Genomic DNA, 21,686 nt, shown 5'->3' with positions numbered 1-21,686 from the left:
ATGAAGGTTCTGGAACACGTAAATGTCGCACTTAAAGCCAACGTATATTTTGATGGCAAGGTTACCAGCCGGGCCATTTATGTGGGCGGCGAAAAACAAACCCTGGGTGTGGTATTACCGGGAGAATATGTGTTTTCCACCACCCAACCGGAAAAGATACAGGTTCTGAGTGGCCAGTTTGAGGTACTGTTGCCGGGCGCAAGCGAGTGGAAGCCCTATGGGGAAGGCAGCGCCTTTGATTTGGATGCCGATGTCAGCTTCTCAATTCGCACCGGGGAAGTGTCCGAATACCTGTGCAGCTACCTGTAATAAATCCAGGGCGCGGAAGATCTGAAACCCATGATTTTCCGCGCAAAAAGCGCTATCTTTAGCCAAGACTTACCCAAGGGATACCGACGATGAAACAGCTTTCTCTGCTTGCCCTGCTCGCCCTGTGCCTGAATGCTCAGGCCGCCGTATACAAATGGGTCGATAAGGATGGCAAGGTCCATTACAGCGATAAGCCACAGGAAAATGCCGAAGTGGTTGATCTGAAAGAAACCTCAGCCAATCAAATTCGTCTGGAGGTTCCCGCCGCCCCACCCCGTAACGACGATAAGCCTGAAGCTATCGAATACCAAATCAGCATATTGTCGCCCGAACAGGATGAAACCATCCGCAACAATGACGGCGACTTCAATGTCAGTGCCAGTATCACCCCTGAGCCGCCAGCCAATGCCCTGTGGGTACTGCGTATAGACGGCAAGGTCTGGAATGACGCCATGGAGGTTCCTTTCTTTAATGTCAAAGGCATAGACAGAGGCGAACACAGCATTGAAGTTCAGCTGATAGCCAGGAATGGCAAAGTGATTGCATCCAGTAAACCCAGAACCCTGTTTTTGCACCGCACCAGCGTGCTGCAGCAACCCAAGGCGGTTCCACTTTCGGGCAACTGAAGCAAAAATAATAAAAATAACAAAAAGTTAACCAAAGCCGATCCATCGCCTCGGGTTCGTACTGCCGCTTGCGGGATGCACCATTTTGGTGCACCATATTGGTGCAAGCCCTGTCAGGAAAGGCCCGATGGATACATACAACCTGCTCAATCATCTGGTGACCGCTGTGATGGTCATCGACGCTGGCCTCAGGCCCTGTTTTGCCAATGCCGCGGCAGAGCAGCTGCTTGGTACAGGCAGCCACCGCCTGACTGAACAAACCCTCAGCGATATCTTCCAGCTTCAGGAGGTGCCGGCCAGCGTGCTGACCGATGCCGTGGCCGGAGGTCAGGGGCTGACGGTCAACACTGCCACCCTGATAGGCTTCGATGGCCAGCAGCATACGGTGGACCTCACCCTGATCCCACTGGAAAACCAGCCAGGCCTGAGCCTGCTGGAGCTGCGCCAGGTGGATCAGCAGCGCCGTATTCACCAGCAACTGAGCCAGGATGCCCAGCAACAAGCGGCGCAGTTTCTGGTGCGAAACCTCGCCCACGAAATTAAAAACCCCCTCGGCGGCCTGCGCGGTGCGGCACAGCTGCTTGCCCGTGAGCTGGATGACCCGTCGCTGAAGGAGTTTACCAACCTCATCATCGAGCAGGCCGATCGCATGCGGACTCTGGTAGACAAGCTGCTGGGCCCGCAAAAGCCCACGGCGCATCTGCCGCACAACATCCATGAAGTAGCACAAAAGGTGCTGAAGCTGGTCGAACTGTCAACGCCCGGCCATATCCGCATCCGCCGCGACTACGACCCATCCATTCCCGATATCGATATGGATGCGGATCAGTTACAACAGGCGCTGCTCAACATAGTGCAAAACGCGGTACAGGCACTGGAAAAGCAGGGTGGCACCATCACGGTGCGCACCCGCACCGACCATCAGGTCACCATAGGCTCACAGCGGCACAAGCTGGTGCTGACACTGTCGGTCATTGACGATGGCCCGGGCATACCGCCGGAACTGATGGATACCCTGTTTTATCCCATGGTCACAGGTCGCGAACAGGGCTCGGGACTTGGACTCTCGATTGCCCATAATATCGCCCGGCTGCACGGTGGCCGCATCGACTGCGATTCAGCACCGGGTCACACCCAGTTTGTGCTCACTCTGCCCATTAAAGCCGGCAAACAGGCCAACAAGGAGACGTCATGAGTATCAGTGAACAGGTTTGGATCCTCGACGATGACAGCTCGATTCGTTGGGTGATGGAAAAGGCGCTCAAGAGCGCCCGCATCACCAGTGCCAGCTTTGCCGCAGCAGAGTCGCTGTGGCAGGCGCTGGAACTGAGCCAACCACAGGTGATAGTGTCCGACATCCGCATGCCGGGTACCGATGGCCTGACCCTGCTCGAGCGCATCGGCCTGCATTACCCCCATATTCCGGTCATCATAATGACCGCCCACTCGGATCTCGACAGCGCCGTAGCCGCTTACCAGTCCGGTGCCTTTGAGTATCTGCCCAAGCCCTTTGACATAGATGAAGCCATCGCCCTGGTGGAACGCGCCCTTACCCACGCCAGCGAGCAGTCGCCCCAAAGCAGTGCCAGCGAGCCCATCAAGGCACCGGAAATCATCGGCGAAGCTCCTGCTATGCAGGAGGTGTTTCGCGCCATCGGTCGCCTGTCGCGCTCCTCTATCAGTGTGCTGATCAACGGCCAGTCGGGCACGGGTAAAGAATTGGTGGCCGGTGCGCTGCACAAGCACAGCCCCCGCAAAGACAAGCCCTTTATCGCCCTGAATATGGCCGCCATTCCCAAGGATTTGATTGAATCCGAACTCTTTGGCCACGAAAAAGGTGCCTTTACCGGCGCCGCCGGCGTACGTCAGGGCCGCTTCGAGCAGGCCAATGGCGGCACCCTGTTTTTGGATGAAATCGGCGACATGCCGCTGGATGTGCAGACCCGTCTTTTACGGGTTCTGGCCGATGGCCAGTTTTACCGGGTAGGGGGCCACTCGCCGGTGCAGGTAGACGTGCGCATTATCGCCGCCACCCATCAGGATCTGGAACGATTGGTGCAACAGGGCCAGTTCCGTGAAGATTTATTCCACCGCCTGAACGTGATCCGGGTGCATTTACCGCCGCTGCGCGAGCGCCGGGAAGACATACCTCAGCTGGCACGGCACTTCCTCGCTGCTGCTGCCCGAGAAATGGGTGTCGAAGCCAAAATTCTCGCCAGGGAAACAGCGCTGAAGCTGCAACATCTGCCCTGGCCGGGCAACGTACGTCAGCTGGAAAACACCTGCCGCTGGCTTACCGTGATGGCCTCCGGTCAGGAAATCCTGCCACAGGACCTGCCGCCGGAACTGCTGAAAGAGCCGAGCCCTACAACGGCCATCGCCGCCGGGGACGGAGACTGGGAAAGCGCGCTGCGTGACATGGTCGACCGCCGTCTCGGTGAAGGCGAGTCGGATTTGCTGGCCGATATGCAGCCCACCTTCGAGCGCATCATGCTGGAAGTGGCGCTCAAGCACACCCAGGGCCATAAACAGGAAGCCGCCCGCCGCCTGGGCTGGGGCCGCAATACCCTCACCCGCAAGCTAAAAGAGCTGGAGATGGAGTAAATATCTGTTTGTCACCAGAAACCGATGCGTCCATGAAAAATAGCGCCAGAAGGCGCTATTGGGGATTGGTTATTGGCAAAAAACTGTCTTATTAATTGCTTACATCAACCCAAATGAGCTTGTGGCTGTCTTTGGATTTATGACACACCTTCGCGGTATCAACCTGTTTAAGCCTGGAGCCCGGTGAATACTCTTTCGCTGCGTAGTAGCAGTATTTAGTTTCATCGACAGTTTTCACTATATCACCATCGGTATGAGTCGCTGGCAACTCTTCGGCAGAACTCATAAATGTGAATGCCAGTAAACCAATTGCTAGTGTTTTCATTAGATTTTTCTCCACCTCTATTAGCCCCATGAACCATCAGGTTGGCAGGTTAACACCTCACCTTCTTGCTCCTTTTTTGCCCCAGTACTGTATTCTTTACCTTCGTACAAGCAAACGCCACCAGTCACCCGCTCTAATTCAGTCAATTTGAGTTCTTGCATAATACTTTCCTCGGTTTACAATTCCCCTGTTGTGATTGCTTGATGCTTTTGAATAAAAACACCAAGCGCCTTCAGAAGGCACGACTGGCTGCGAAAGTATTATTCACACCGATTTAAGCTGCCCGCATGCAATAACACCTATATCTGGAGCTAAGCATGAACTGGCTAGTTAAGGTCATTATTATTCATCGCTTTTAGATAAAGCATAAACTCACCATAATTAAAACCTTGCACCTGCTCAATTTCTCCCTCCAGCGTTCTATTCCAATTGGAGTTATTCTCCAACTCTTTCCAATAATATTCAGATATCGAATTAAGATCTCTCATAGACTTAAGCTTTGAAAGCAATATTGCTTTTCTTTCAAAAAACCTATCTTCATTTATAACATCAGCACTTAACATCATTTTTTTAAATTCAGAGTCAATAGCATCATTATTATCTTCAGAGCTATAAGCGTCAACAACTCTAATTTCATGATGTTGACCATTATCATATCCTAAAATGCTGACATCATAGCTAAGACCTTTTTCAAACCTTAGCCTTAACAGCAATTCATCCCCAACCATTTTCACCAACAATTTTGAAAAGACTACTGCCTTATCTGCTGCTAAAAAGTCCAAAGAGTAGCTTATGCAGTTTTTATCACATGCCAACTGAGTTTCACTCATTTTGGAAGTGCCAACTATAGATGATGATGATAAGTTAAGGCGTATTTTAGGCAGTTGATTTAATGTGCGCTCCACTTCTCTCACCAGATCAATGTCAACTCCACCAAGCAGCCTCAAGCGGATAGACAAACCTCCAGACATTTCAGAATCAGGAAAACAACAAACTATTTCAGAAAGTAAGTCACTAAATACTTCCACAAATGTATCTGAGTAACCATTGAGATGGATCTTTAGACTCTTGTCATCGGGATTTGCTATCAAAAAAATCCCAGCGCCATGTAACTTTTTAATAAAGTCATACTTTTCTTTTTTAAATCTCACCCAAGCATTATCATATATTTCGCCGCTATACCCATCTTTATTTGAAACATTTATATCCAAAATCATAGCCAATCGAGGAAGCCCCTTTTTAGAAGGAATAGTCTGGAAAGACACAGCTTCATTTAACGCTATCAGCTTAGAGCCATTTTGGTACTTACCATCAGCCACGGCTACACCAGGGAAATAACTATTATAAGGTTCATCTACAATCCTAACCCCGGATAAATCAAAAATGTTTTTTTCAAGCACACTTAAAAAATCTATATTGTCACGTTCTTCCTTTACGCCAGGCAAAACTATATAGCTGTAGTCAACACTCTGAATATGATTATAAAAACTCTTGATCTTCTCAAGCAAGCCATTGCCAGTAAAATCAGTTTTTGATGCCAATCTAAAGCTGTTTAGAATATTGTAATACCCTGATAAATCTGCAACTGTAGTATCAACGTAAATAGACTCAAACTTAGCCAAAAGCCTATTCAACCTCCCTTCTGACATGCTTCTCAAAAAGTTTATAAATATACTCTTCGATAATAATACATCGTCAATGTTGTACTTTGTTTCTGATTGAAAACTGACGAAAAGATCATCACCTACCTGATAGACTGAAACTCTATCGAACACGGTCAATCCTTTCAATTTTTCGACAAACGAACCAGGGTACTCATTTCTCAATTGATATGATAATAATGTGAAAATCTCATCTGACAAATAATGTCCATCAAGAGGTATCCGCAAATTATAAATGAACTTACCTTTATTCTGCGCCTCATGGCAAGCTATAAATTCCCCTTCACCAGCCTTGTCAGCACCCGAGTCATACTTAGTTTCACTTACAGAAGCTTGCTCTAACTTATCGTTATAAAAATTCCCAATCAGATCACGGAAATCAACGCCACCCTTAGAAGATACAACAAAGACAGAAATAGCACCGCTTGACACTATGTCATTATAATATTTGTGCAACACGCTTGATATTTCTACCTCAGGCAAGTCAGAAATATTCAATTTATGCTTTCCAATAGCGTAATCCGCAGCAACACAAGCACTAAGAACAGGGCTTATCTTAGCCTTACCCTTCTCAACTTCGGCATTAAGTGCAGTCAACTCTTTTTTAATTTGTCGCGGATCAAACAATGGAGACTCGAATTGAGACATTATCCTCCCTATAGACTCCTTAAGCACCTTTTCCTCGGTCTTATAATAAAAGTCAATGTACCCTGAGGTTGTTTTACCATTACTAGTTACCCCTGACTGATTCATAAACCGCATAAAGCTATCAAATTCTGAATTTTCCTCAGTGCCTTTAAACAGCATATGTTCCAGTAGGTGAGCTTGATTTTCGTAGCGCTCATTTAGCTGATTTATATGCAAGCGAACCAACAGCATTGATTCTTTTAGCCCGTCATGCGTCTGAAAGTAAACCTTGTCACTATTTATGACTTTTCCAACGGCCAGCGTTTGATAAGAAGCAACAATTATCAGAATGAATTTGATTAATGTTTTCATATTATTAGCCTGAACGTACAGCGATAACTAAACATCGCTGTACGTCTCTACCATTGAAATGTACGGTTATGGTGCTTTAGTAGTGTGTTTGCCTGTTAAGACAATATCAGTCATACAATTCTTCCATCCTCCGTTAAGAGGGCCGCCATAAAGCTGATCACAACCTGCTTCTGTAGTGGTTGTTTGTGATCCATTTTCGTTTGTTGTCACATCTGACTGGCCATCGGTTCCACCAGTCACCAGTGCAAATTCCGCCAGTTTAAGTTCTTGCATAATACTTTCCTCGGTTTACAATTTCCCTGTTGTGATTGCTTGATGCTTTTGAATAAAAACACCAAGCGCCTTCGGAAGGCACGGCTGGCAAGGCCCAAGCGATCGGCCAGGCTAATCATCTGCTGTAAATTCATACCGCTTAAACTGGCGCTGAATTGCTGCCGCAAGGCTGCCAAATCCAGCTTGTTGCCATGAAAGCTCGACACCATGCCTAAGCAGGCAAGGCCGCACTCGGCCGCCTCGGTTTGCATCACCAAGGGCACGCGACGGGTGCCGGAAAACTCCAATAGTTCAAGGGGGCTGGATTCTAATGGAGTGCTACCTGATTGATTATTTTGTTCTGTCATAAGCATTTTAGTACTGGCGCAGCGGGGTGAGAGTTATGGCTGTCCCGACTCACATTTCCGACTCACATTTTACCAAGTGTTATAAATCGAATTCATCTATTACTAAATCAAAAAAAAGTCCAATCCAATTCAAATATAAATATGAATATATAAATGATGTAATAATTATAATTAAAACCAATTCAATTAAACTAAAGTGTTGATACAATGGCATGGAAGTAAACAATCCGACTGCCATTGATTGATAATCAAGCCATTTCTGATTAACTTTTAGCTGACTCGCACAAAAATCACATCTAAAAGATTTAGACAGTGAAGGTGTGGAAAGAAACTTAACGGCGAGATTTTTTTTACAATTAGGGCATATCTTATTCATTTAAAGACACCTTATAAAGTGCCAGAATTAAATCAGGCACTTTCATAGTTTGGCATATCCAATGTCATGCACAATTTATATTATCGGGATCATCGCATGGATGAGGCTCACTTCATCACTTAGCTTCACAAAACCCGCAGAACGCGTCGGCAGTAACAATTCTGCTACCAATTCCGCACCCTCAGGAATAATGCTCAGCAGCGGCCTGTTGGTCGGTAAAAACTCCCCTTCTTTTACTGCAATGGACGTCACCACACCGGACTCTTTGACAATAATGCTAAACCCGTAACCCTTTTTGGTTTAATCAATCTGTCATTGCACGTAAATCTTACGTCTGGCAATATCAGCAAGCACCAACTCCATTCGATTTTATTGGCTTTTTATTTCTGTACCCACTTAATTTATCTGCGCTTTTATGCCAGTGATGGTTGGCTCATCACACAAGCACCACCATTCACTTCTCTGACACAATACCTGTATGACAATTAATCTCTTCAACGCTGACTGACTTAACGCCGTCTTGACCACATAGTTTAGTTGCTAGCTGCTTATTTTTTTCATAGGTGAAGTAATTGACAGCCTTATTTGTGAAAAATAAAATCAACAAAACAGGCAGCAACCACCATAGAAGTCTCTTATCAATCCCAAACACTTACAGCCCTCCAGCAATAAATTTAGAACTTGCACACGAATATCTTTGCATCACCAAAGAAACTGCAATATCACTTATTTTTTTCATAAGAAGCTGCAATAACGCCTAACATCACCCCTTGCAAAACGGATACGACCCACATATCAACCACAAAGAAGTTTATCAATACCAGATTTACCAGCAATATTAAAATGGATACCAAAACCCCAGCACCACCCTTAACAAAGCCAAATTTATTTAATATGAAAAATACAAAAAAACCAATAATCAAAGCCAATATACTATTCAACATCTATTGCAACGTCCTTATTTACAAAGAGACCATACTGAATCTTGCTTTACCTAACTATAGAAGCTCAATGGCAGCAACCACTAAAACTTAGTTATATCAATATGATGTAACGAGAAAGGTAATATCAGTAAAAACATCATCCCTGAACAAAAATATCGACATTTAGTCATTCCTTTTGTCATCTTGGTTGGACAATTTATTCGCCACCAGCAAGACATTACAATACTATGTAACAGGACCTATGTTCAATCCGATAATACCGAGCAGTATACCTAAGGAAGGAGCGAACTGTGCCTTGCATCTATCCACTGTAAGTCCTCGCACATCAAGCACGGGACTTATTCGCACCTTCCGTAATACATTTTATTTCTGAGTTGGCAATAAGCTCGTTTAAAAGCGCCAGTGCAGGCCGACACCATAGTGGTCCATTCGGGTGTTGGCGAAGTAGTTGGTCAGCTCATCGTGCTCTGGCTCGATTTCGCTGAATTCGTAAAACACCCGCAGCGCCATGGTTTCATTCAGGGTCACATCCACCCCGGCGCCCAGCAGATAACCCGTGCCCTGATAATCATCATCGTAACCGCTGTCGCTGGTGATTACCTGATACACCAGGCCCCCCTTAAGATACACGGTGACCGCATCCGTAAAGGCATGGCGCACTGTGGGCGCAAAAGTCAGACCCACTACCTGCAAATCGGCGCCATCAACAAAGCTGTCAGTGCCAAGCAGGCTGGCTTCAATACCAAAGCCTGGATTGAAGTGATAACCACCGTAGGCGCCAAGGCCCCAGGCCGACTCGTCGAAGGGACCAATTTTGTCATCCAGGTTGGTATTGGCAACATAGCCACCGGCGTAGAAACCGAGATCTTTGGCGGCGAAGGCTGGCGTGGCTGCACCGAGCAGCATGGCGGCAATAAGCAGAGGTTTGAGTTTCATCATGTTCCCTTAGTATGTGCTAGCGCTGATCTCAATGACTGCTGGCAAAGTCACCGGGGTGAACCCGATAAGCCGAAACCATTGAAAAACCAGCAACATCCTTGATTGTTGGTCGCGATTTTAACGTTAAACCATCGTTTGTAGAAGCTGGATTAATGCCGTGGCGATTTGTACCGGCACAAGCTACAAAAATGGCCCTCCGGGGGCCATACTCTCAGTTAAATTGCAGCCTACTGACCAAGCAGCAGCGCACTGTGGCTCTTGGCAATGATCATCATCATTACAAAACACAGCGCCGCAGCGCCGCTGAGCACAAGCCGCTGATTGGCCGGAGCACCGGGGCGGATGGCAGCAATGCCAAGGCCCACGTAAAGTACAAACAGCGCCAGTTTTTCCGTCAGCCAGGGCTGGGCAACCGGGTACATGCCCAGCAGCACACACAGAGCAACGGCACTGAGCAGCATCAGCAAGGTGATGAGTTTATGGGCCTTAAGTGCCAGCGCCTGTTGCAGCATTGCGGGCTTTTTCAGCCCCCAGTAGCAACGCAGCAGCAAGCTGGCAAAGGCAACAAAAGCTAAAATAACGTGTGCTTTCAATAAAATGGCGTACATGACTTTCCTTTATTATCGGTGTTGGTAAACGCTCGTTTAAATTAGCCCATACCGATGGTCACAAGCTTTGATCTGCGTCAAATGTGTAAAACACTTGTGAAGGGAATCACATTAAGAAACGCCGGGGTGCAACAATGAAAAAGGACGCCGAAGCGTCCTTTTTCACCAATCCCCGGTTGGGGCATTTATTACTGCGCGGGCATCAAAACTGATAGTGCAGGCCCAGGGCTATTTGCGAAATATCCACGTTATCGATTTTTCCGCCGTAGTTTTCACCATCAAACCAAAAATCGTTGTCTTCAAGATCGCCGCTTGAGCGATCGTAACTCAAACGCAGATTCAGGTTATCCGACAGTGCCGCATTTACGCCGACTCCCCAGGTCAGTCCCAAGCCAGTGAAATCCTGCTCGATTGCACCGGCATCAACCACGACCGCCATCGAAGCCAAGCCCACCTTGGCAAAGGCCGAAAAAGTATCGTTAAAGTGATAGGTAAATTTGGGCGCAAAGGTCAGGGCTCCGGCACCAATGTCTACGCCCTGCTCGCCCAAATCGCCACTGGCAAACAGGTTGGCTTCCAGACCAAACCACTCGTTGAAGTTGTAACCGCCGTAAGCACCAAAGCCCACGCCATCAACCGAATCATCACCATTGGCAGATACCTTCACCTGGTTGAGGGCACCGCCCACGTAAAAACCGGTTTTATCAGTCTCAGCCATTGCCGCACCACTGATCATTAAAGCCACTAATGCTGCCACACTTACTTTATTCATCATGTGTTCCTTTTCACGACGTATTGAGTATCAAACGACGTCAATATGCGGGGACTTGCCTGAACAATAGCTGAATGTTTCAGTAGGTTATGGCTAAAGAACGAAGAGCTGTACTCACACATTGGCAATACAGCTCCCGAAGCATTCCGCAGCCTGCTAAACCGGGTCCTGGTGGATGATGATTTCCGAACCGGGAAAAGCGGCACGGATACGGGCCGCGGTGGCATCGGATAGGGTATGAGCATCACGCAGCGGCAGCTTGCCATCCAATTCCAGATGCAACTGAATAAAAATCGTCTGGCCGGCCTGACGGGTCTTGAGATCATGCACGCCGCGCACCCTGGCATCCTGAGTTGCCAGCGCAACTATGCTGTCCCGTGTGGTCTCGTCCAGCTCGCGGTCAAGCAGCGACTGAATCGAGCGATAGCCCAGACCAAAGGCCTGCTGCCCGATATAAAGCGCAATCAGCAGTGCAAATAATCCATCGGCCCACCATAGGCCGTACTGGGCCAGCACCAGCGCCAGCAGCACGGCGCCATTAAGGAATAGATCCGATTTATAGTGCAGCGAGTCGGCTTCCACCACAGTGCTGCCGGTCGCCGCCAAAGCACGCTTTTGCAGCATTACCAACGCCAGGGTCAGCGCAATGGCAATCACAGAGACCCAAATGCCTACAGCAGCATGGGTCAGGGGTTCGGGGTTGAGCAACCTGTCAGCGCCGTGGAACAGCAGCAAAAAGGCCGAGCCGAGAATAAAGGCCGACTGTGCCAGCGAAGCCAATGGCTCCGCCTTGCCATGACCATGCCGGTGCTCATCATCGGCAGGCATCAGCGCGTAGCGAATGGCAATAAAATTAATGATGGAGGCCAAGGCATCGGCGAAAGAGTCAGTAAGCGACGCCAGCATACTGGCAGAGCCAGACCAGAGCCAGGCGAGCAGCTTAATCAGGATCAGGGTAAATGCTGTGGCCACAGCGGCGCGGCTGGCGAGTTTGACCCAGAAGGCATAGTCTTTTTCGACCTTGGCGTTATCGGATGTTGAAGGGCTGGGCATAAAAAAGAACCACTCTGGACAGGTGGTTCTCTTATAACAGATTTTTGCATTCCTTGCCCGTCAGCGGTCGGGAAACGCAACCTGAGTCAAACCAGGGTGCTCAGGGCAAGGGATAGCGCGCCTTAAAACGACTCTTCCCGCTCTTTTCGACGCTCTTCGCGTTCTTTACGCTTTTCATCAAAACGGGTCTGAAATTTGGCCTTTTGCTCCGGCGTCAGCAGCTGATAAATCTGGTGCTGCAGTTTCATGGCTTCCAGCGCGCGGGCTTCACCCTTTGCCTGACGCTCCGCCAGCAGCGCCTTGGCGGCAGCTTCATCAAAACGCTCGGCGTTCATCAGGGCCATCATTTTTTCATGGTGTGCGGCCCGGGCCGCATCGTTTTTGTCTTCACGCTGCGCTTTACGCTCTTGTTTGTGGGCCTTCATCAGTTCATGAATTTGGGTCTTCTGCTCATCGCTCAAATCCAGGCCACGGAACATATGGCGCATCTTTTCCATCATCATGGGGCCGCGCTCACCGTGACCTTCATGGTGAGGGTTGGCCATGGCCGCAGTACCGCCAAGCAAAGCACCTGATACCATCAGAGCAATAACACCACGCTTGATTAATTTGTTCATAACTCACCTCGCTGTAAGTAGTAGGAGTGGCTGTTTCGACGGTTCCCAGTGTACTCAGGTCAATGTCAAGGAGGGTGCAAGGCGGGTAAAAGAGTGTAAAGATGAACGTCTTTACACAGACTTACAAAGCCACGCCACTGCTTGACGCCCATAAGCGTATACTGGCTTGCAGGTACGCACGGGGGCGTATTCCGGAGGTTTGATGAATCATTTGTTGCTTATCGATGACGATACGGGGCTGTCTGAACTGCTGAAAGAACTGCTCGAGTTGGAAGGTTTCAGCCTGACCCTGGCCCACGACGGTGCCGAGGGGCTGGCTAAGGCCAAAGCCGATGAGTTCGACCTTATTCTGCTGGATGTGATGCTGCCCAAGCTCAATGGCTTTGAAGTGCTTAAGCAGCTCAGAATCCACAAACACACGCCGGTGCTGATGCTCACCGCCCGCGGCGATGATATCGACCGGGTGGTCGGGCTTGAGATAGGTGCCGATGATTACCTGCCCAAACCCTTTAACGATCGCGAACTCATTGCCCGCATTCGAGCCATTCTGCGCCGCAGCCAGTTGGCCGGCGGCCAAACCGCAGCGGCTGAAGGCATTCAGGTGGGCGATCTGCGTCTCGACCCCAGCCGTCAGGAAGCCTGGTGCAGCAATGCACTGGTAAGCCTTACCGGCACCGAGTTCGCGCTGTTATTACAGTTGGCCGGCAAGGCCGGTGAGTTGGTCACCAAAGACAACCTCAGTGAATCTGTGCTTGGCAAACGGCTGATGCCCTTTGACCGCAGCCTCGACATGCACCTGTCGAACCTGCGCAAAAAGCTGCCCGAACGCGCCGACGGTCGCCCACGGGTAAAAACCATTCGCGGCAAAGGATACATCTGGCTCACATGAAGACCGCCGCCCTGCCCAATCGCCTCTTTATTAAGTTGCTGCTCGGCTTTTGGCTGTGCAGTTCTGTGGTGCTGGTTGCCGTGGGCAGCCTGCCGCTTTTGCAACAGCGGCAGGAATCCACGCCGGTCCCCCGGGAACTGTTTCAGGCCCTCGAACGAATAGCCCAGACCATAGAGCAGCAACCTGAGCTGATGAACCCGGAGCGGCTGCGGCGCTGGGAACGTTCGCGCCACAACGACGGCAAACCTATGCGAATGTTTATCGCCACCGAGGATGGTCGTATTTTGGGAGAGCGCCATCCCCGCTCCCTGCGTAAATTTATTCTGCTCGCCGAAGAGGCCGAGCGCCCCATCATGTACCAGTTCCGCGATGAAATGGTGTTCGGACCCAAGGAGTTTCGGGTCGATGGAAAAGAATATCGCCTTTATGGTCGGGTGCCGGGACAACATCCCCGGCCTCTGTTTCTGTTTTTTATCGAGCACAAGCTGCTGACATTGGGGCTGGCGGTGCTGATTTCGGGTCTGCTGTGCGGCCTGCTGGCCTGGCACCTTGGCAGACCACTTAAGATACTGAAGCAAAGCGCCGATGCGCTGGCGAGCGGCACGCTGTCCAGCAGGGTCGATGCAGCAACCCTGAATCGCCGTGATGAGCTGGGGCAACTGGGTCACGCTTTCAACGCCATGGCCGAAGCGATCGAGCAGCAGGTGAACAACCAACAACGGCTGATGGGTGACATCAGCCATGAGCTGCGCACCCCGCTGACAAGGCTGCAGCTGGCGCTGGCACTGGCGCGAAAGCGCGGCCAGGACAGCAATGAACTCGATCGCATAGGCCACGAGGCCGGGCAACTCGATGCCCTGATAGCAGAGCTGTTGACTCTCTCCCGGGTGACCATGGGCGCTACCGAGGCGAAGGTGGATAGTGAGCTGGCTGAAACGCTTGGGCAGGTATTGGATGATGCGGAATTTGAAGCCAGTGAGAGTGGCAAGCATCTCGCCATTGAGATGGACGACAACCTGCGCTTAAGCCACACCCCAAAGTTGCTGGCGCGGGCAGTGGAAAATCTGCTGCGTAACGCCATCCGCTACGCCGCAGCCAAGGTAAGCCTCACAGTGACTGACTCACCGAGCCGTGTTGATATCCAAATCTGCGACGATGGCCCGGGGGTAGATGACGCTGAACTCGAAGCCATCTTCCGGCCGTTTTATCGCACCGATAAGTCCCGCGAGCGCGAAAGCGGCGGCTGGGGGCTTGGCCTCGCCATTACTGCGGCAGCCATCGAAGCCCAGGGCGGCAGTATCAGCGCCCACAACAGCCCAACCGGCGGCCTGTGCGTCACTATTTGCTTACCGCGTTAGGGAAACAGCTCTTGCGAAGGACTAAGGCCATTCGCTGCGAATGTGCCTTGCATCTATCCGCTGTAAGCTCACGCAGAGCAAGCACGGGGCTTATTCGCACCTTCCTTAGCTGTCTGCACGCTTAAGGCTGCGGTAAATCAGGTTGCGGCTTACCCCCAGACGGCGGGCCGCCTCACTGATATTGCCATCACAATCGACCAGCATGGCCTGAATACGGCCATCCAGCCCGGCCTTAAGGCTCGGTTCAGAAGGCGCTTGCACAATGTGGCTCTGCAACAAAACCCGTCTGTGGGCGTCAGTGAGGTGCACCGGACTCAGCTCGCGCTCACCTTCAGCCATTAAACAGGCCACCTGCATCAGATTATCCAGCTCCCTAAGGTTGCCCGGCCAGCCATAGGCCTCAAGCAATGTCAGTAATTGCGGGCACAGCCGCTGCTCATCCCCCGGCGGATTGACCCGGTACTGGCGGTGCAGCTTGTGGATCAGCCGTGACTTATCGGCCCGCTGCCTCAGCGGCGGCAGGCTCACCTGCAAACCGTTGAGGCGGAAATACAGATCCTCACGAAAACGGCCATCGCGCACCATGGCGGCCAAATCCATGTGAGTGGCGGCCACCACCTGAATATCTACTCTATGGCTTTTGAGGCCACCCACCGGGGTCACCTCCCGCTCCTGCAATACCCGCAACAGTCTGCCCTGAGCTGCCAATGGCAGCTCACCGATTTCATCCAGAAACAGAAAGCCGCCATCGGCCTGACGTACCTTGCCAAGGTGCCCCTGACGCGCCGCGCCGGTAAAGGCTCCACCCTGATAACCAAAGAGTTCGGCCTCAATCAACTCGGCGGGTAAGGCGGCACAGTTCACCGCCACCAGTTCACCATCGAGGCGACTGTCCTGATACAGCTGGCGCACGAAATGCTCTTTACCCACCCCGGTTTCGCCCTGTACCAGCAAAGGTATCTTACGGCTCACTACCTTGCGCGCCTGCTGCCAGGCAGATTCAAGCTGTGGGTCGTGGAATCGCAGCGGCTTGATACTGTGCAGGCCGCTGGTTTTATTGGTTTGAATCGACAAGGCGCCCTCGCCAATCGCCGAAGTAGCCAGATGCAACTCGCCGCGGGAGCACAGCGCCTGCTGTGCCTGCCACTCATCACCGAGCAGCTCCCCCAGCGGCATGCCGGGCGCGGCGCCACCCAAATACTGACGCGCCATGGGGTTGAGCCCAAGCAGCCGCCCATCGTCATCGGCAATCAGAATGCCCTGCCAACCGGAGCTGAGCAGTTGCCGACTGGCGGCCAAATCCACCCGAAAGCGACCACCGGGCAGCGCGCACAGCAGTGCGGTTTCCACCTGCTGCGCCAAACTGGAGATAAGCAATAAGGTTTGCTGATTGTGTTTAAGCCGCTCGGAGGTGATATCGAGCGCGCCAATCAGCTCGCCGGACGGCGAAAAAATCGGGCTGGCGGTGCAACTCATAAAGCGGTGGGGGCGACAAAAGTGCTGCTCACCCACCACAGAGAGCGCTTCTTTGGCCTTAAGCGCTGTACCTATGGCATTGGTGCCCTTGTGCTCTTCGAGCCAATTCACGCCGCAGTCCAGCGCCACATTGGCGAGCCTGTCGGAGTAACGCGACAGCCCCCAGTGGCGCAGCACAAAGCCCTCAGCGTCGGATAAAATCAGCCGGCTGTCGGTGTGGGCCATCAGACGGGTAAAGAGTGGCAGGGCTTCGGATTCCACCAGCGCAATAAGCTGCCGGTGGCGCTCACAGCGCTCATCCAGTTCAACACGGGAGAGCTTAAGCTCGCCCGGACGGGTTTCGCTGAGACCGGCACCTTCACTGCGCCGCCAGGAGTCGGCAAGCCAGGGCTGAATGGCAGATTTCATCGATGTGCTCCTGTGTTCCGTTTCGGCACAGTCACTTACAACAACTGTACCAAGGCGCAACAATACGACTTCGGTCGCCACGCCAATCCCTCGGCCGACCCGCAGCTGCGTACATTCAAAAATAAGATTTTCATCATACTGTTAGGGTGAACTGGCGACAAGTTGAACAATTATGGCCTGTCCTTTGCCATAAAGATGCGTCACCGACCGGCAAATTGCACCGTCGGAACAATCACAACAACAAGACTCTCTTATCAGCAAAAAGGACAAGCAGATGATTTACAGCGCTCCGGGCACAGCGGGTGCCATAGCCTCATTCAAGGCCAGATACGACAACTTCATCGGCGGCAAGTGGGTGCCTCCCGTGGGTGGCGAGTATTTCGATAACATCTCGCCGGTGGATGGCAATGTGTTTTGTCAGGCCGCCCGTTCCGATTATCGCGACATAGAACTGGCGCTGGATGCCGCCCACGCAGCCAAAGACAGCTGGGGCAAAACCTCTGTTACAGAACGCAGCAATCTGCTTTTGAAAATCGCCGACCGGGTCGAGCAGCATCTGGAGCGTCTGGCCGTGGTGGAAACCTGGGAAAACGGCAAAGCGGTGCGCGAGACCCTGAACGCCGACCTACCGCTGTTTGTTGACCATTTCCGTTATTTCGCCGGATGTATCCGCGCTCAGGAAGGCAGCGCCGCAGATCTTGATGCCAACACCGTGAGCTACCACTTCCCCGAGCCTTTGGGCGTGGTCGGGCAAATCATCCCATGGAACTTCCCGCTGTTAATGGCAGCCTGGAAAATCGCTCCGGCGCTGGCGGCCGGCAACTGCATCGTACTCAAGCCTGCCGAGCAAACGCCCGCCTCCATTATGGTGCTGCTGGAAACCATTGAAGATCTGCTGCCACCCGGCGTGCTCAATGTGGTCAATGGCTTTGGCGCCGAGGCTGGCGCCGCCCTCGCCACCAGCAAACGTATAGCCAAACTGGCCTTTACCGGCTCCACCGAAGTGGGCAACCACATCCTCAAGTGCGCCGCCGAAAACCTTATTCCTTCCACCGTTGAGCTTGGCGGCAAGTCGCCCAACATCTACTTTGCCGATGTGATGAGCCACGAAGACAACTACCTCGACAAGGCCATCGAGGGCATGTTGCTGGCCTTCTTCAATCAGGGTGAAGTGTGCACCTGCCCAAGCCGGGTGCTGGTGCAGGAATCCATTTACGATGCCTTTATCGACAAAGTGCTGGCGCGGGCCAAAACCATACGTCAGGGCTGCCCGCTGGATACCGACACCCAGGTGGGTGCCCAGGCCTCACGCGAGCAATACGACAAGATTCTGAGCTATCTGGAAATCGGCCGAACCGAAGGCGCCAAGGTGCTGATGGGCGGCGAAATCAGCCTGCAGGATGGCCCCGAAAAAGGCGGCTACTACATCCAGCCCACTATCCTCAAAGGCCACAACAAGATGCGGGTATTTCAGGAAGAAATCTTTGGCCCTGTGGTTTCTGTCACCACCTTCAAAGATGAAGCGGAAGCCCTTGCCATTGCCAACGATACCCAATATGGCCTCGGTGCCGGAGTCTGGACCCGCGATATGAATCTGGCCCAGCGCATGGGCCGAGGCATTCAGGCAGGCCGGGTGTGGATTAACTGCTACCACGCCTACCCGGCTCACGCTGCCTTTGGCGGCTATAAAAAGTCGGGCATAGGCCGCGAGACCCACAAGATGATGCTGTCGCACTACCAGAACACCAAAAACCTGCTGGTAAGCTTCGACACCAACCCGCTGGGGTTCTTCTAATCTTAATCACCCCAATCAAAACCCCGGCCCCTGTCGGGGTTTTGTTTATGGGCAGCAGCTGCAGCGAAACATTTGGCAAAACTTCAGCGCTTTCTCATATTCGGGATCCTTTGCTAGGGTATTTTTTTATGCCAAAAGGATGCAGGGACAGATGGCCAACCGTTTGGATTCACTCTTAAATGCCTGGCGCAGCGACCCGGATGCCGACTGGGTACTGGCGGTAATTGCCTCGGTGGAAGGCAGCGCTTACCGCAAATCCGGCGCCATGATGCTGTTTCACCCCCAAGGGCCAAGCCTTGGCATGCTAAGCGGCGGCTGCCTCGAGGCCGACCTTCGCCGGCAGGCACACAAGGCACTCTCCGAAAACTGCGCCGTGCTCGGCCGCTACGATGCCAGAGACGAAACCGACGCCAGCTACCGCCTCGGCTGCGGCGGTCTGGTGGATATACTGCTGCTGCCGTTAAACAACGCAAATCAACAACTGCAATTCGCCGCCATGAGCAAAGCGCTTGCCAGCGGGCTCTCCGGTTTTTGGTGTCTGGAGCTGCCGCAACACCGCGCCTCAGCCGATAATCTTCGCGCCCACTTTTATCCTGACGCAGAGGCACCTTTTCCTGCCGCCGATTTCAGCCGTCCCGGCCGCTTAATGCTCAATCCGCAAAGCGGCAGTCAACAATCTGAACTGCTGGTGGTGCCGGTGCGCCCCAGGCCACATCTGGCCATCTTCGGTGGCGGCATGGATGCCCGGCCACTGGCACAAATGGCGCGCCAGCTTGAGTGGCGCATCTCAATTGTCGACCCGCGCACCAGCTACGCCCGCCCCTGCGACTTTGAAGGCTGTGAGCTTTACAAAACCCCTGCCGATACGCTGACGCCTGATTTTCTGGCCAGCATCGACATGGCGGTGGTGATGCACCATAGCCTCGAACTCGATGCGACCGTTTTGCCCAAGCTTGGCCAATTGCCGCTTAAATATCTGGCACTCCTTGGGCCGCGCCACCGGGGCGAGAAACTGCTGAACACGGCAGGCATGGGTTGGGACGATTTTTACTGCCCACCGGCAAGCCCAGCCGGAATCGATTTAGGCGGCGAGCTGCCCGCCGACATCGCCCTGTCGATACTTGCTGCCTGTCAGGCCAGTCTCTTTGCCAAAGGGAGCAAGCGATGAAACTCTTACCAGTGCTCTTGGCCGCAGGTGGCTCGCGCCGCTTCGAAGGGGTCAAGCTCGCCATGCCGCTGCCGGGTGGCACCAGCTTGCTTGGCCGCAGTGTCGATGCGTTAAGCCAGGTGCGCAGCAGCTGCGATACTCAGATTCTGCCGGTGCAGGTATGCCTTGGCGGCCACGCCGACACCTTAAAACCGCTGCTGCCCAAAGGCACCGCCATTATTCCCTCCCCCGACTGGCAGCAAGGGCTTGGCCACAGTATTGCCGCAGCCGCCAACGCGGCGCAGAGCACAGACGCCGACGCCTTGCTGCTGGCGCTGGCGGATCACGCGCTGCTGTGCACCCAGGACTATGAGTCCCTTATTCAAAGCTGGCAGGAGTCGGGAAAAACCACCGCCTCCTGGTATCTGGATGCCCCCGGCGCTCCGGCGATTTTCAACCGTGCCGACTTTGGTGAGCTGGCCCGGCTTTGTGGCGACAAAGGCGCCAAAGGGCTTTTAAAATCTTTGCAAAAACAACAACAACTGGGATGGATGGCGCTACCCGGCGCCAGCATCGATATAGACACCCGCGCTGACTACGGGCGCTTTGTGAGCACAAGGAGCGAGTGACCCATGACATCACTTAAAATCAACGGCCGTTTGTTTACTCTGGACGCCGACCCCAAGATGCCACTGCTGTGGGCGCTGCGGGATCTGATGGGCTTAACCGGCACCAAATACGGCTGCGGCGCAGGGCTTTGCGGCGCCTGCACTGTGCATGTGGACGGTGAGCCTGTGCGCGCCTGTCTCACCAGCATTCAAAGTCTTGAAGGCAAATCGGTGACCACCATCGAGGGCCTTGCGGATGAGCAGCTCAAAGACAGTTGGCGCCGCCACAAGGTGCCCCAATGCGGTTTTTGTCAGGCGGGCCAGTTGATGTCGGCGGCCGCACTGGTGAGCAAGCATCCAGCCCCCAGCGACAGCCAGATTGACGAAGCCATGGCAGGCAATATTTGCCGCTGCGGCACCTACACCCGCATCCGCACCGCCATCAAGGACTATCAGGGCAAGCAGGAGGCAAAGTCATGAGCAAGTTTACTGCCATTGAAAACTTCAGCCGCCGCGATGTGCTCAAACTCTTTGGTGCCTCGGGCGGTGCCCTGATGCTGGGGGCTTCAGGCCTCGGCTGGAGCCCCATGCTGGCAGCGCAAACCGCCGCTTTTGGTGACGAGCAGCGGCTCAACCTCTTTATCGCCATCGGCGAAGACAACAGGGTGTACCTCACCTGCCACCGCTCAGAGATGGGCCAGGGCATACGCACAGGTATTCCGCAGGTATTGGCCGACGAGCTGGAAGCCGACTGGGACAAGGTGGTGGTAGTACAGGGCTTGGCCGACAAACGCTACGGCAGCCAGAACACCGACGGCAGCCGCAGTATCCGCAAGGGCTTCGACAAGATGCGCGAGATGGGCGCCATGGCAAGACAGATGCTGGAGCAAGCCGCCGCCGAGCGCTGGCAGGTGCCCGTGAGTGAGGTCTATGCCAAGGCCCACGCGGTGCATCACAAAGGCAGCGACAAGCGCTTAAGCTATGGCGAACTCGCCATGGCCGCCGCCAAACTGCCAATGCCGGATGCCAACACCCTCACCCTCAAAACCCCGGATAAGTTCACCCAAATCGGCAAAGGACACACAATTGTCGATATGGACGACATGCTGGGTGGCCGCGCCATCTATGGCGCCGACAACCGCCCTGACGGGCTGGTTTATGCGGTGATTGCCCGTCCGCCTGTGTTTGGCAGCGCGCTCGAGTCCATGGATGACAGCGCCGCCCGCAAGGTGGCGGGGGTACTGGATATTGTCACCCTGCCGGTACCCAAAGGCGCACCGGCGTTTCAGCCGCTTGGCGGCGTTGCCGTGGTGGCCAGCAACAGCTGGAGTGCGCAGGAAGGCCGAAAGGCGCTCAAGCTCAGCTGGAGTAAAAGCGCCAACGACAGCCATAACAGCAAGACCTATCTCGACACCCTCAGGCAAAGGGTGCTTGAGCCCGGCAAAGTCGCCCGTGAGCTTGGCAGCCAGCCTGCAAGCTGGCCAGCGGATAAGATGGTCAGCGCCACTTACACTGTGCCCTATCTGGCCCATGCGCCCATGGAGCCACCGGC

Annotated in this window: 24 protein-coding genes; 11 read left to right on the top strand and 13 right to left on the bottom strand. The window is 52.9% G+C overall.

Annotated features, from left to right (window positions below; all coding sequences use genetic code 11):
* The 4 genes from ABYK60_RS06915 (at position 1) to glnG (ending at position 3,539) form a co-directional block, all read left to right on the top strand.
* Complete coding sequence (locus tag ABYK60_RS06915) at positions 1-309, top strand: pyrimidine/purine nucleoside phosphorylase (RefSeq protein WP_372871228.1); 309 nt, start codon at positions 1-3, stop codon at positions 307-309.
* Between the two features lie 89 nt (positions 310-398).
* Positions 399-935 (top strand): DUF4124 domain-containing protein, encoded by a 537-nt coding sequence (locus ABYK60_RS06910; protein WP_372871227.1) that lies wholly within the window; start codon positions 399-401, stop codon positions 933-935.
* A gap of 127 nt (positions 936-1,062) precedes the next feature.
* The gene (gene glnL / locus ABYK60_RS06905) at positions 1,063-2,130 is read left to right on the top strand and encodes a nitrogen regulation protein NR(II) (protein WP_372871226.1); all 1,068 of its coding nucleotides are present in this window, start codon (positions 1,063-1,065) and stop codon (positions 2,128-2,130) included.
* On the top strand, positions 2,127-3,539 hold the full coding sequence (gene glnG / locus ABYK60_RS06900; RefSeq protein ID WP_372871225.1) for a nitrogen regulation protein NR(I): 1,413 nt from the start codon (positions 2,127-2,129) through the stop codon (positions 3,537-3,539). Before glnL ends, glnG begins: the two co-directional genes overlap by 4 nt.
* Before the next feature lie 91 nt (positions 3,540-3,630).
* Here the strand turns inward: glnG and ABYK60_RS06895 are convergent, their stop codons facing one another.
* From ABYK60_RS06895 to ABYK60_RS06840, 12 genes are all read right to left on the bottom strand, one after another.
* Positions 3,631-3,864, bottom strand: coding sequence for a DUF1496 domain-containing protein (locus ABYK60_RS06895; protein ID WP_372871224.1), 234 nt, complete (start codon positions 3,862-3,864; stop codon positions 3,631-3,633).
* A gap of 20 nt (positions 3,865-3,884) precedes the next feature.
* Positions 3,885-4,025: a DUF1496 domain-containing protein gene (locus ABYK60_RS06890; RefSeq protein ID WP_372871223.1), complete on the bottom strand. Its 141-nt coding sequence runs from the start codon at positions 4,023-4,025 to the stop codon at positions 3,885-3,887.
* A 165-nt stretch (positions 4,026-4,190) separates the two neighbouring features.
* Entirely contained in the window at positions 4,191-6,524 is a 2,334-nt protein-coding gene (locus ABYK60_RS06885) for an insulinase family protein (protein WP_372871222.1), read from the bottom strand.
* A gap of 66 nt (positions 6,525-6,590) precedes the next feature.
* On the bottom strand, positions 6,591-6,797 hold the full coding sequence (locus ABYK60_RS06880; RefSeq protein WP_372871221.1) for a hypothetical protein: 207 nt from the start codon (positions 6,795-6,797) through the stop codon (positions 6,591-6,593).
* Complete coding sequence (locus ABYK60_RS06875) at positions 6,761-7,144, bottom strand: cysteine peptidase family C39 domain-containing protein (RefSeq protein ID WP_372871220.1); 384 nt, start codon at positions 7,142-7,144, stop codon at positions 6,761-6,763. Before ABYK60_RS06875 ends, ABYK60_RS06880 begins: the two co-directional genes overlap by 37 nt.
* A 451-nt stretch (positions 7,145-7,595) precedes the next feature.
* A complete protein-coding gene (locus ABYK60_RS06870) occupies positions 7,596-7,775 on the bottom strand; it encodes an HlyD family efflux transporter periplasmic adaptor subunit (RefSeq protein ID WP_372871219.1) in 180 nt (59 codons plus the stop codon).
* Between the two features lie 467 nt (positions 7,776-8,242).
* Positions 8,243-8,464, bottom strand: a complete 222-nt coding sequence (locus tag ABYK60_RS06865; RefSeq protein ID WP_372871218.1) for a hypothetical protein — start codon at positions 8,462-8,464, stop codon at positions 8,243-8,245.
* A 390-nt stretch (positions 8,465-8,854) separates the two neighbouring features.
* The gene (locus tag ABYK60_RS06860) at positions 8,855-9,400 is read right to left on the bottom strand and encodes a porin family protein (protein WP_372871217.1); all 546 of its coding nucleotides are present in this window, start codon (positions 9,398-9,400) and stop codon (positions 8,855-8,857) included.
* Between the two features lie 230 nt (positions 9,401-9,630).
* Positions 9,631-10,011, bottom strand: a complete 381-nt coding sequence (locus tag ABYK60_RS06855) for a SirB2 family protein (protein ID WP_372871216.1) — start codon at positions 10,009-10,011, stop codon at positions 9,631-9,633.
* Between the two features lie 202 nt (positions 10,012-10,213).
* Positions 10,214-10,783 carry a porin family protein gene (locus ABYK60_RS06850; protein ID WP_372871280.1) on the bottom strand — a complete coding sequence of 190 codons (570 nt, stop codon included), beginning with the start codon at positions 10,781-10,783 and terminating at the stop codon, positions 10,214-10,216.
* 156 nt (positions 10,784-10,939) lie between these two features.
* Positions 10,940-11,836, bottom strand: coding sequence for a cation diffusion facilitator family transporter (locus ABYK60_RS06845; RefSeq protein ID WP_372871215.1), 897 nt, complete (start codon positions 11,834-11,836; stop codon positions 10,940-10,942).
* 122 nt (positions 11,837-11,958) lie between these two features.
* Entirely contained in the window at positions 11,959-12,453 is a 495-nt protein-coding gene (locus ABYK60_RS06840) for a Spy/CpxP family protein refolding chaperone (protein WP_372871214.1), read from the bottom strand.
* Between the two features lie 202 nt (positions 12,454-12,655).
* Here ABYK60_RS06840 and ABYK60_RS06835 point away from each other — a divergent pair, with 202 nt between their 5' ends.
* Together ABYK60_RS06835 and ABYK60_RS06830 are read left to right on the top strand one after the other, a co-directional pair.
* Complete coding sequence (locus ABYK60_RS06835) at positions 12,656-13,342, top strand: response regulator (RefSeq protein WP_372871213.1); 687 nt, start codon at positions 12,656-12,658, stop codon at positions 13,340-13,342.
* The gene (locus ABYK60_RS06830) at positions 13,339-14,700 is read left to right on the top strand and encodes an ATP-binding protein (protein WP_372871212.1); all 1,362 of its coding nucleotides are present in this window, start codon (positions 13,339-13,341) and stop codon (positions 14,698-14,700) included. The genes ABYK60_RS06835 and ABYK60_RS06830 overlap by 4 nt, the downstream gene beginning before the upstream one ends.
* 105 nt (positions 14,701-14,805) lie before the next feature.
* Here ABYK60_RS06830 and ABYK60_RS06825 read toward each other — a convergent pair whose 3' ends face one another.
* Entirely contained in the window at positions 14,806-16,584 is a 1,779-nt protein-coding gene (locus tag ABYK60_RS06825) for a sigma-54-dependent Fis family transcriptional regulator (RefSeq protein ID WP_372871211.1), read from the bottom strand.
* Positions 16,585-16,858: 274 nt separating this feature from the next.
* Here ABYK60_RS06825 and ABYK60_RS06820 point away from each other — a divergent pair, with 274 nt between their 5' ends.
* The 5 genes from ABYK60_RS06820 to ABYK60_RS06800 form a co-directional block, all read left to right on the top strand.
* Positions 16,859-18,379, top strand: coding sequence for an aldehyde dehydrogenase family protein (locus ABYK60_RS06820; RefSeq protein ID WP_372871210.1), 1,521 nt, complete (start codon positions 16,859-16,861; stop codon positions 18,377-18,379).
* A gap of 151 nt (positions 18,380-18,530) precedes the next feature.
* Positions 18,531-19,547 (top strand): XdhC family protein, encoded by a 1,017-nt coding sequence (locus tag ABYK60_RS06815; protein ID WP_372871209.1) that lies wholly within the window; start codon positions 18,531-18,533, stop codon positions 19,545-19,547.
* Positions 19,544-20,155 (top strand): nucleotidyltransferase family protein, encoded by a 612-nt coding sequence (locus tag ABYK60_RS06810; RefSeq protein ID WP_372871208.1) that lies wholly within the window; start codon positions 19,544-19,546, stop codon positions 20,153-20,155. Before ABYK60_RS06815 ends, ABYK60_RS06810 begins: the two co-directional genes overlap by 4 nt.
* A gap of 3 nt (positions 20,156-20,158) precedes the next feature.
* Positions 20,159-20,614 (top strand): (2Fe-2S)-binding protein, encoded by a 456-nt coding sequence (locus ABYK60_RS06805; RefSeq protein WP_372871207.1) that lies wholly within the window; start codon positions 20,159-20,161, stop codon positions 20,612-20,614.
* The coding region (locus ABYK60_RS06800) for a molybdopterin cofactor-binding domain-containing protein (protein ID WP_372871206.1) at positions 20,611-21,686 on the top strand (1,076 nt) is incomplete at its 3' end. The genes ABYK60_RS06805 and ABYK60_RS06800, both read left to right, overlap by 4 nt.

The sequence above is a fragment of the Shewanella sp. genome, assembly GCF_041630135.1.
Taxonomy (GTDB): domain Bacteria; phylum Pseudomonadota; class Gammaproteobacteria; order Enterobacterales; family Shewanellaceae; genus Shewanella.
Note: the sequence above shows the minus strand (reverse complement) of the source record. Positions and strands in the feature narration are given on the sequence as shown.